Source organism: Cellulomonas sp. NPDC057328, assembly GCF_042667215.1.
Classification (GTDB): Bacteria; Actinomycetota; Actinomycetes; order Actinomycetales; family Cellulomonadaceae; genus Cellulomonas.
Genome location: NZ_JBHUZW010000019.1, coordinates 1 through 10,578 on the forward strand (window position 1 = coordinate 1; position 10,578 = coordinate 10,578).

General features: G+C 75.9%; 7 protein-coding genes. All 7 read right to left on the reverse strand.

Features of this window, described 5'->3' with window-relative positions:
* Positions 1–55 precede the first annotated feature (55 nt).
* The gene (gene secA / locus ACFUMH_RS05710) at positions 56–2,893 is read right to left on the reverse strand and encodes a preprotein translocase subunit SecA (protein ID WP_378201738.1); all 2,838 of its coding nucleotides are present in this window, start codon (positions 2,891–2,893) and stop codon (positions 56–58) included.
* 154 nt (positions 2,894–3,047) lie between these two features.
* Positions 3,048–4,352: a winged helix-turn-helix domain-containing protein gene (locus tag ACFUMH_RS05715; protein WP_378201741.1), complete on the reverse strand. Its 1,305-nt coding sequence runs from the start codon at positions 4,350–4,352 to the stop codon at positions 3,048–3,050.
* Positions 4,353–4,494: 142 nt separating this feature from the next.
* Positions 4,495–5,154 carry a ribosome hibernation-promoting factor, HPF/YfiA family gene (gene hpf, locus ACFUMH_RS05720; RefSeq protein WP_378201744.1) on the reverse strand — a complete coding sequence of 220 codons (660 nt, stop codon included), beginning with the start codon at positions 5,152–5,154 and terminating at the stop codon, positions 4,495–4,497.
* 246 nt (positions 5,155–5,400) lie between these two features.
* Complete coding sequence (locus tag ACFUMH_RS05725; RefSeq protein ID WP_378201747.1) at positions 5,401–6,282, reverse strand: ComF family protein; 882 nt, start codon at positions 6,280–6,282, stop codon at positions 5,401–5,403.
* Between the two features lie 132 nt (positions 6,283–6,414).
* Positions 6,415–8,082 (reverse strand): LpqB family beta-propeller domain-containing protein, encoded by a 1,668-nt coding sequence (locus tag ACFUMH_RS05730; protein WP_378201750.1) that lies wholly within the window; start codon positions 8,080–8,082, stop codon positions 6,415–6,417.
* On the reverse strand, positions 8,079–9,833 hold the full coding sequence (gene mtrB, locus ACFUMH_RS05735) for an MtrAB system histidine kinase MtrB (protein ID WP_378201753.1): 1,755 nt from the start codon (positions 9,831–9,833) through the stop codon (positions 8,079–8,081). Before mtrB ends, ACFUMH_RS05730 begins: the two co-directional genes overlap by 4 nt.
* A gap of 19 nt (positions 9,834–9,852) precedes the next feature.
* Positions 9,853–10,536, reverse strand: a complete 684-nt coding sequence (mtrA, locus tag ACFUMH_RS05740) for an MtrAB system response regulator MtrA (RefSeq protein ID WP_378201756.1) — start codon at positions 10,534–10,536, stop codon at positions 9,853–9,855.
* Positions 10,537–10,578 lie beyond the last annotated feature (42 nt).

Below are 10,578 nucleotides of genomic sequence, written 5' to 3' on the forward strand. Positions count from 1 at the left end.
GTGTGCGGACGGGCGCCGGGCGGGGTGGCGTCGGGTCGACGCCGGCGAGCAGGGGTCAGCGCTTACGCTGCTTCGAGGCCTTGCGGCGGTCGGCGCGGTTGGCGCCGTCCCCCGCACCGGCGCCGCCGGAACGGTCGCCCGACGGGCCGCCGTTGCCGTCGCGCCGCGTGACGACCGACCCGTCGCCGTCCACCGAGGGTGCCGTGTACTGCAGCGGCGTGCGCTCGGCCGGGCCGTCGATGCCCTTGGCGACCAGCCGGCCGGCCGGCGGGGCGTCGGCAGCGGGACGCGCGGCCGTGGCGGCCGCGCCCGCGCTGCCGGCCGCCGCCGCGGCGGACTCCACGCTCACGACCGGCGCACCGGCCTGGACCGCCTCGGCCGAGCCGTCGGCGGGCGCGACCTGCACCTCGAGGTTGAACAGGTACGCGACCGACTCCTCCTTGATGGCGTCCGTCATCGCGTTGAAGAGCTGGAACCCCTCGCGCTGGTACTCGACCAGCGGGTCGCGCTGCGCCATCGCGCGCAGCCCGATGCCCTCCTTGAGGTAGTCCATCTCGTAGAGGTGCTCGCGCCACTTGCGGTCGAGCACCGAGAGCACCACGCGCCGCTCGAGCTGGCGCATGTTGTCGGCGCCGAGCTGCGCCTCGCGCTCGTCGTACGCGTGCTCGGCGTCCGAGAGGACCTCGCGCGTCAGCAGCTCGGTCGACAGGCGGGTCTCGCCGCCGGCCGCCTCGACGACCTCGTCCGGCGTGATCGAGACCGGGTACACGCCCTTGAGCGCCGTCCACAGCGCGTCGAGGTCCCAGTCCTCCGGCCGGCCCTCGGCGGTCGCCGACGCGATGTAGTCCGTGAGGACGTCCGTGCGGAAGTGCGCGAGCTGCTCCTGCAGGTCCTCGCCCTCGAGCACGCGGCGACGCTGCTCGTAGATGACCTCGCGCTGGCGCGACATGACGTCGTCGTACTTGAGGACGTTCTTGCGGATCTCGAAGTTGCGGGCCTCGACCTGCGACTGCGCGGACTGGATGCCGCGCGTGACGATCTTCGACTCCAGCGGCATGTCCTCCGGGAAGCCCGCGCGCGTCATCATCGACTCGGCGAGCCCCGAGTTGAACAGCCGCATGAGGTCGTCCTGCATCGACAGGTAGAAGCGGGACTCCCCCGGGTCGCCCTGACGGCCCGACCGGCCGCGCAGCTGGTTGTCGATGCGGCGGGACTCGTGACGCTCCGTGCCGAGCACGTACAGGCCGCCGAGCTCGGTGACCTCCTCGTGCTCCGCCGCGACGGCCGCCTTCGCCTCGGCGAGGGCGTCGGGCCAGGCGGCCTCGTACTCCTCCGCGTTCTCGGCCGGGTCGAGCCCGCGCTCGGCGAGCGCCGCGACGGCCATGAACTCGGCGTTGCCGCCGAGCATGATGTCGGTGCCGCGCCCGGCCATGTTCGTCGCGACCGTGACGGCGCCCTTGCGGCCCGCCTGCGCGACGATCGCGGCCTCCCGCGCGTGCTGCTTCGCGTTGAGGACCTCGTGCGGGACGCCCTGCTTCTTCAGCTTGGACGACAGCAGCTCGGACTTCTCCACGCTCGTCGTGCCGACGAGGACGGGCTGCCCCTTGGCGTGGCGCTCGACGATGTCCGCGACGACCGCGTCGAACTTGCCCTCCTCGCTCTTGTAGACGAGGTCCTTCTGGTCGATGCGGATCATCGGCCGGTTCGTGGGGATCGGGACGACACCGAGCTTGTACGTGCCCTGGAACTCGGCGGCCTCGGTCTCGGCCGTACCGGTCATGCCGCCGAGCTTGTCGTACAGGCGGAAGTAGTTCTGCAGCGTGATCGTGGCGAGGGTCTGGTTCTCCGCCTTGATCGCCACGCCCTCCTTCGCCTCGATCGCCTGGTGCATGCCCTCGTTGTAGCGACGGCCGGCGAGGATGCGGCCGGTGTGCTCGTCGACGATCAGGACCTCGCCGTTCATCACGACGTAGTCCTTGTCGCGCTTGAACAGCTCCTTCGCCTTGATGGCGTTGTTGAGGAAGCCGATGAGCGGCGTGTTGAGCGACTCGTAGAGGTTGTCGATGCCGAGGTAGTCCTCGACGCGCTCGATGCCCGGCTCGAGGACGCCGACCGTGCGCTTCTTCTCGTCGACCTCGTAGTCGCGCTCGGGCTGCAGGCGCCGCACGACCTTGGCGAACTCGGCGTACCAGCGGTTCGTGTCGCCCGACGCGGGCCCGGAGATGATGAGCGGCGTGCGGGCCTCGTCGATGAGGATCGAGTCGACCTCGTCGACGATCGCGAAGTGGTGGCCGCGCTGCACGAGCTCGTCGACGCTCCACGCCATGTTGTCGCGCAGGTAGTCGAAGCCGAACTCGTTGTTGGTGCCGTACGTGATGTCGGCGGCGTACTGCTCGCGACGCTGCGCGGGCGTCATGTTCGCCAGGATCGTGCCGGTGGTGAGGCCGAGGAACCGGTAGACGCGGCCCATGAGGTCGGCCTGGTAGCCGGCGAGGTAGTCGTTCACGGTGACGACGTGGACGCCCTTGCCGGACAGCGCGTTGAGGTAGGCGGGCGCCGTGGCCACGAGGGTCTTGCCCTCACCGGTGCGCATCTCGGCGATGTTGCCGAGGTGCAGGGAGGCGCCGCCCATGAGCTGGACGTCGAAGTGGCGCAGGCCGAGCGTGCGGCGCGACGCCTCGCGCACCGCGGCGAACGCCTCGGGCAGCAGGTCGTCGACCGTCTCGCCGTCGGCGAGCCGGGCCTTGAAGCGGTCGGTCTCCTCGCGCAGCTCGGCGTCCGACAGGGACGTGAAGCTGTCCTCGAGGGCGTTGACCTGCGCGGCGATGCCGGAGAGCTTCTTGAGGACCCGTCCCTCGCCCAGCCGGAGGACCTTCTCGAGGATCGCCGTCACGCATCTCTCCCGACGTGCTGCGCCCCGTCCGCGCGCAGCGCCGGGGCGGTCCGTGTCCCGGTCGCTCGACCGGGCGCGGTCCATCGTAGGCGAGTGCGGGGGCGCCGTGGGGCGCCCGTCACACCGGCCCGGGCCGTGCGGGGGCCGCCGCGCGTCACGGCAGGGGGTCCGCCGCCGCGTGCAGCGCCGCCGTGAGCGCGGTCACGAGGTCCCCCGCCGCGCCGTCCGCCCGGACGTCGCCGAGGCCGAGCCAGGTCGCGAGCGTGCGGAGCTCGGCGACGAGCTCGCGCGCCACCGACGCGTCGTCGTGCACGTCGCCCTCGGGCGGGCCGGCCGGCGCGCGGTGCGCGGCGGCGACGCGCAGCACCCCCTGGCCCCGGTCGGCCTTGAGGTCGACGAGCGCCTCGAGACGGTCGCCGAGCAGGAACGGCAGCACGTAGTAGCCCCACACGCGGCGCTCGGCCGGCACGTAGATCTCGATGCGGTACCGCAGGCCGAACAGCTCCTCCGTGCGCGCCCGCTCCCAGACGAGCGGGTCGAACGGGCTGAGCAGCGCCCGGCCGGTCGCCCGGCGCGGCACGGTCGCGTCGACGTGCCGGTAGGCCGTCGCCGCCCACCCCGCGACGCGCACGGGGACGAGCACGCCGTCCTCGACGAGCTCGTCGACGGCGGCCTGCGTGCGGTCCACCCGCGTGCGCCAGTGGTCGGCGAGCGTGCGCACCGTCGCCACCCCGTGCGCGCGGGCCGCCGTCGCGACGAGCCGGCGCCGCGCGTCGCCCTCGTCCGCCGGCGGCAGGCCGCGGACGGCCGGCGGGAGCACGCGGTCCGCCCGGTCGTACCGGCGCTCGAACTGGGCGTTGCGCCCCGCCGAGGTCAGCTCGCCGATCGCGAACAGGTACTCCAGCACGCGCTTGGCGACGGTCCAGTTCCAGCCCCACTGCTCGGTCGACCGGGCGTGCCGGGCACCCATGAGCTCGTGCGCCTCGCGCGCCGTGACCGGGCCCTGCGCGTCGACGAGCGCGCGCACCTCCGTGACCTCGGGCGCCTGGTCCAGGGGGACGCCGTGGATCTGCGCGCCCTGGCTCGCCGCCCGGGCGCGCCACGCCTCGTGCTTGAACCCGAGGTCGCGGAACGTCGCGGGCGGCACGTACGAGGCCTCGTGCGCCCACGTCTCCACGAGCCGGCGCGGCGCGGTGCCGCTCGCACGGTCCAGCGCCGTGACGTCCCAGGGGCCGACGCGCGCGTGCACCGGCATGAGGTGCGCTCGCGCGAGGACGTTCACCGAGTCGATCTGCAGCAGGCCGAGCCGGTCCACGACCGCCTGCAGGCCCCGGGTGCCCACGGGGCCGTCGCGCACGGGCCGCGGCCGGTCGAGCCCGGACGCCCGGAGCGCGGCACGGCGCACCTGCGCGACGGTCAGCGTCTCGCGCGGCTCGGGACGCAGGTGCACGGCGCTCATGACGGCATCCTGCCGCGCCCCACCGACACGGCCGGCCGGGTGCGACCGGCCGGCACGCCACGGGGCGGCGACCGCCGTGCGGCCACCGCCCCGTGCTGCCGTGCCCGTGTGCTGCCCGTGTGCTGCCCGTGTGCTGCCCGGGTCAGCCGGCGACGGCCTCCGCCGCGCCGCCCGCGTCACGCACCGGGGCGTCGAGCTTGATGACGCCGTAGCTCCAGCCGCGCCGCCGGTAGGCGACCGCGGGCTGAGCCGTCTCGGCGTCGACGAAGAGGTAGAAGTCGTGCCCGACCAGCTCCATCTCGTAGAGCGCGTCGTCCACCGTCATCGGCTGCGCGCGGTGGATCTTCTCGCGGATGACGACGGGCGAGTCGCCGAGCGTCGTCTCCAGCACCCCGTCCTCGTCGCGCGCCGGCTCGGGCTCGGGCGCGGGCGCGTCGTCGGGCAGGTCCCCCGGCTCCAGGGGCATCGCGTCGGCGGGGACCGCCTGACCGTGGCTGCGGTGCGCCTTGCGCCGGTCGCGCGAGCGTCGCAGCCGCTCGATCAGCCTGCCCAGCGCGAGGTCCAGGGCGGCGTACGCGTCGTCGGAGCAGGCCTCGGCGCGGATCACCGGGCCCTTGTCCACGACGGTGATCTCCACCCTCTCGCTGCTGTCCGACTGCCGGGGGTTCGGCTCGTGCGACACGATCACGTCGACGCGCTGCGCGCGCGGGGCCAGCTGCTCGATCTTGGCGAGCTTGTTCTCGAGGTGTGCGCGATACCGCGGGGACACCTCGGTGTGCCGGCCGGCGACCACGATCTCCATGGGGGCCTCCTGGGGAGGTCAGGGGCGGGATGCACCCGCCCGGGCGGGACGTACGTCTGTGGCCCCGCGAGGGGCACAGGAGCGGCATCACCTCCCTCGCCGCGCACACGTCCCACCAGCGAGGACGGTCGCGCGGGGCGTCGTTCCCAAGGCACCACGCTAACGCCGGGAGCCCCCGGGCCGCACTCCGCCGCGCACAGCCGCGCCACCCGGCGTCGCCCGTGCGCGCGCCGGCGGCCCTCCTGGTCACGGGTCCGGGACCGAGGTCCCGGTCGGCGGCGCGGCGCGGGCGCGGGAGCGTGGCGGCGTCGCGGCGAGGACGCAGCAGCCGACGACGTCGGCACCCGCCCCCCGCAGCCCGCGCACGCACGCGGCGAGCGTCGCGCCCGTCGTCAGCACGTCGTCCACGAGCACCACGACGGCGCCGTCGAGCCCCTCGGGACGCCGCACCCGAACCCTCCCCGCGACCGCGCGGACCCGGTCGCGCGCGCCCAGGCCGGCGAGGTCCGCCCCGCCGCGGCGGGCCAGCGCCCGACCCACGCCGGCCGTGCGGCCGCCGGCGCGCAGGCCGTCCGCCACCCCTGCGGCGAGGGCGTCGACGGGGGCGCGGCCGCGACGCCGGCGGGCGGCGGCCGTCGACGGCACGGGCACGACGACGACGGGCGGCGCGCCCCGGCCCGCCCGCATGCCCGCCCCCTGCACCGCGCCCTGGCCGAGCACCCCCGCGACGTGCCGCCCGGCGGACGCCATGGCCGCGGCGAGCGGACGGTCGAGGTCCGCCCGCCCGCCGTCCTTCCACGCGCCGACCGCCGACCGGACCGCACCGGCATAGGCCGCGACCGCCCACACCGGCACGAGCGTCCGGTCGACGAGGTCGAGCCGCGGCGCGTCGCGCTCGCACCGCCGCGGCGCGCCCGCGAGCAGGGCGGCGCACGACGGGCACCAGGGCACGTCCTCGCACCCGCAGCCGCCGCACGCGACCGGCACGACGAGTCCGAGCAGGTCGGCGAGGCCGCCGCGCAGCGCCCGCGTGGCGCGGGCGGCGGGACCGTCGGCGGGACCGTCGGCGGCACTGCCGGCGGTACTGCCGCCAGGTCCGGTGGCGAGGCGACGGTCGACGCGGGTCATCGCCCCAGCGTCGCGGCGCCCCGCACGGTCGTCCGGGTCCGGCCCGGCCGCGGGGGACGCGTCCCGCCCGCGCCGGGGCTGTGGTCGGCCCGACGCAGGCACGGGACCGCATGCCCCCGGGGACGACCGCGGTCAGCCGGGGAACGCCGCCCCGGTGACGCCCGTGACGCCCGGCACGCTGACCCACGTCCGCCCGTCGTAGCGCAGCAGGTCGCCCTCCGCGGTCACGACGTGCAGCGTGCGCTCGCCGCGCCCGGCCGCGAGCGCGACCGCGCCGGCGACGACGGGCAGCGGGGTGCTGCGGCCGGACACCGGGACGAGGTGCGGCACGGTCCCCGCCTCGTCCTCGGCGAGCACGGCCAGCGTGACCTCGTCGACCCAGACGACCGACGCCGTCGGCGTCAGCCGCGCGCCCTGGCGGATCGGCGTGCCGAGCCGGCGGGGGGCGTCCGCCTCGTCGCGCACCACGCCGGCGACGTCCAGGATCACGCCGTCCGGCCCGGACGACACGACGGCGATGCGGGTGCCGTCGCGCGAGACCCGCAGCGCCTGCACGGTCCGGCCCGCGAGCCACTCCCCCGTCACGTCGACCGGGGCGCCGCCCGGCCGCACCGCGACGAGCGGCGCCGCGGTGGCGGTGCGCGCCGTCCACACCCAGCCGTGCCGGTCGACCGACGGCGCCGCGAACGCCGTGCCCGACGCGAGGACCTCCCGCGGCTCGCCCGCCCGCGGCACCGTGACCAGCGTGCCGGGGTCCGCGAGGGCGACGCGCAGGTCCCCCGCGCCGCGCGCCAGCCCGGCCGGGGCCGCACCCTCGACCGGCGCGACGTCGTCCACCGGCGCGGGCTCCGCGGCGCCGGGCGCGACCACGCGCCCCTGCGCGAGGACCTCGAGCTCGCCGCCAGGCACCAGCGGCACGTCGGCCGCGCCGCCGTCGAGCACGACGCCGCCGGCCCGGACCCGCACGGACGCGATGCCGAGCGGGCGCAGCGACTCCTCCAGCTGCGCGAGCAGCAGGCCGCGGTCGGCGTCCTGGACGGCACCGGCCGGCTGCAGCGACACCTCCGCCACCCCGTCGCTGACGATCACGGCCTCGGGCTTGAGCTCGACGCCCGCGGGCACGGCGGTCTCCACCGCGTCGCGCAGCCACGGCGACGGCCCCGCGAGCAGCGCCTTGACGACGGCCGTCGGCAGGTTGCGGTCGCGCTGCGGGAACCAGCGCACCTCCGGCACGAGCACGTCGGCGCCCGGTGCGAGGAACCAGAGCCGTGCCGAGCGGTACTGCTGGTCGAGGTTGGCGGGCGTGATGACGACGCCGTCGGGCGCGTGCGTGATGCGCCAGTCGCCGTCGCCGTCCTGCACGAGCTCGAACCGGGCCGACTCGCGCGACTCCCGCGGCGTCTCCGCGAACACGCCGCCCGCGTCGAGCTTGCCGACGACGTCGAGCTCGACCGTCACCTGCGCCTCGCCGGTCGCCTCGAACTCGACCGAGCGCGCCACCGTGGCGCCCGCCGTCGGGTCCCACTCGGCGCGCGCGTCGCCCGCGAGGTACTCCCGCGCCACCGCGAAGTCGCCCGTGACCTCCGCCGCGCCCGCGAGGATGAAGCCCTCGACGATCTCCGCGGGCCCCGCGTCCGCCTGCGGGCCCTGCGCGAGCACGACGATGCCCTCCTGCTCGCGCACCTCGCCGTCCCCCGCGGTGACGGGCCCGGACGTGGGCAGCGCGACGCAGCCCGCGAGCGCGGCCGCGCACGCCGCCGCGAGGAGCGCCGCGGCGCGCGCCCTCGGCCGCCGGCTCACGGTGCACCGCCCGCGGCCGTGGAGCCCGCGCGTCCGGCGTCGGTCACGACGTCCGTGCGCGTCGGGTCGCGCAGGTCCGCGACGACGGCGATCTCGCCGGTCATCGCCGGCAGCTCGGGGAGGGCGGCCGGGTCCGTGCGGGGCAGCGGCGCGGCCTCCGCCCGCTCGGGCGCCTCCTCGGGGACGAGCGGCAGCGGCGAGCCGTCCAGGACGATGCCCGCGCGCCGCGGCAGGGTCAGGCGGAAGCACGCGCCCCGGCCGGGACGCCCCCACGCCTCGAGCCGGCCGCCGTGGAGGTGGGCGTCCTCGAGCGAGATCGCCAGGCCGAGACCGGTGCCGCCGGTGGTGCGGGCGCGTGCCGGGTCGGCGCGCCAGAAGCGGTCGAACACGTGGGCTGCCTCCTGGGCGGTCATGCCGACGCCGTGGTCGCGCACGGTGACGGCGACGGCGCGCGCGTCGGCGCCGACGGTCACCTCGACGGTGCTGCCGTCGGCGTGCTCCACCGCGTTGACGAGCAGGTTGCGCAGGACGCGCTCGACGCGGCGCGGGTCGACGTCGGCCGTCGCCGGCTCGTCGCCGAGCCGCACGCTGAGGAACGAGCCGCGCCGCTGCGCGAGGGTCGTGGCGTGGTCGACGGCCTGCACCACGACGTCGCGCACGTCCCGCCGCTCGGCGTCGAGCACCGCGGCGCCGGCGTCGAACCGGCTGATCTCCAGCAGGTCGGCGAGCAGGTCCTCGAAGCGGTCGAGCTGCGTCTGCAGGAGCTCGGCCGACCGCTTGACGGCCGGGTCGAAGTCGTCCCGTGACGCGTGGATGACCTCGCCCGCCATGCGGATCGTGGTGAGCGGCGTGCGCAGCTCGTGCGAGACGTCGGAGACGAACCGGCGCTGGAGCGTGGACAGCTCCTCCATGCGCCGGATCTGGTCCTGCAGGCCCTCCGCCATCTCGTTGAACGAGCGCGCGAGGCGCGCCATCTCGTCGTCGCCCCGCACGGTCATCCGCTCGGACAGGTGCCCGTCGGCCAGCCGCTCCGCGACCTGCGCGGCCTGCTGGACGGGGTGCACGGTCCGGCGCGTCACCGACCACGTCATGGCACCGAGGAGCAGGACGAGCGCCGCGGCTGCCAGCGCCAGCGTGCTCAGCAGGAAGTCGAGCCGCTGCTGCTCGGCCTCGAGGCTGTACAGGAAGAACATCTGGTACGTGCCGACCACGGGCACGGTGACGTCCTGCCCGACGACGATCCCCGGCTGCGGCCGCCCGTCCTCGTCTGGCACGGACACGGACTGCCACTGCTGGCCGCCGCCCGCGGTCGCCTCCTTGAGCTCGCGGCTGACGAGGTCGACGAGGGTGCGGTCCGTGGCGGTGGCCCCCACCTCGACCGTCGACTGCTGGCCGGGCGCGCGCAGGACGAAGACCTCGCGCTCGCCGGAGCCGCCCCCGCGCTGCGCCGCCGTCACGTCCTGCAGCAGCTGCTGCACGTCGGCGCGCGTGGTCGCCGTCGCGGACGAGAAGAAGTCCTGCGCCTGCCGCGTGCTGCGGGCGCTCTCGCCGAGCACCTGCTGCAGGCGGGCCTCGAACAGGCCCGAGCTGATGCGGTCGCCCACGTACGCGCCGAGCAGCGCGAGCGCGACCAGCCCGATGCCCAGCGTCGACACGAGCACCCGCACCTGCAGCGAGGAGCGCCACCAGCGCGTGACGCCCCGCAGCCGGCGACCGGCCCGGACGCGGCCGAGCCGCCCCCAGGCGCTCACACGGACCACGGCACGACCCTCACGTCCCCTGCACGCCCGCCTTGTAGCCGACGCCGCGCACGGTCACGACGATCTCCGGACGCTCGGGGTCCGTCTCGATCTTGGAGCGCAGGCGCTGCACGTGGACGTTGACGAGCCGGGTGTCGGCGGCGTGCCGGTAGCCCCACACCTTCTCGAGCAGGACCTCGCGCGTGAAGACCTGCCACGGCTTGCGCGCGAGCGCCACGAGCAGGTCGAACTCCAGCGGCGTCAGCGAGATCGGCCGGCCGGCGCGCTCCACGCGGTGCCCGGGGACGTCGATCGACAGGTCGCCGATGGAGAGGTGCTCGGGCGCGGGCTCGTCGCTGCGCCGCAGCCGCGCGCGGACGCGGGCGACCAGCTCCTTGGGCTTGAACGGCTTGCTGATGTAGTCGTCCGCGCCCGACTCCAGGCCGAGGACGACGTCGACCGTGTCGCTCTTGGCCGTGAGCATGACGATCGGCACGCCGGACTCCGCCCGGATGAGGCGGCACACCTCGTTGCCGTCACGGCCCGGCAGCATGAGGTCGAGCAGGACGAGGTCGGGCTGGGTCTGCCGGAACACCCCCAGCGCCTCGTCCCCGTCCTCGCAGAACACCGGCTCGAAACCCTCCGAGCGCAGCACGATGCCGATCATCTCCGCCAGGGCGGTGTCGTCGTCGACCACCAGCACGCGTCCCCTCATGCCGGTGATCCTCTCACCGTCGGACGTGCGTCCGGGGGCGCC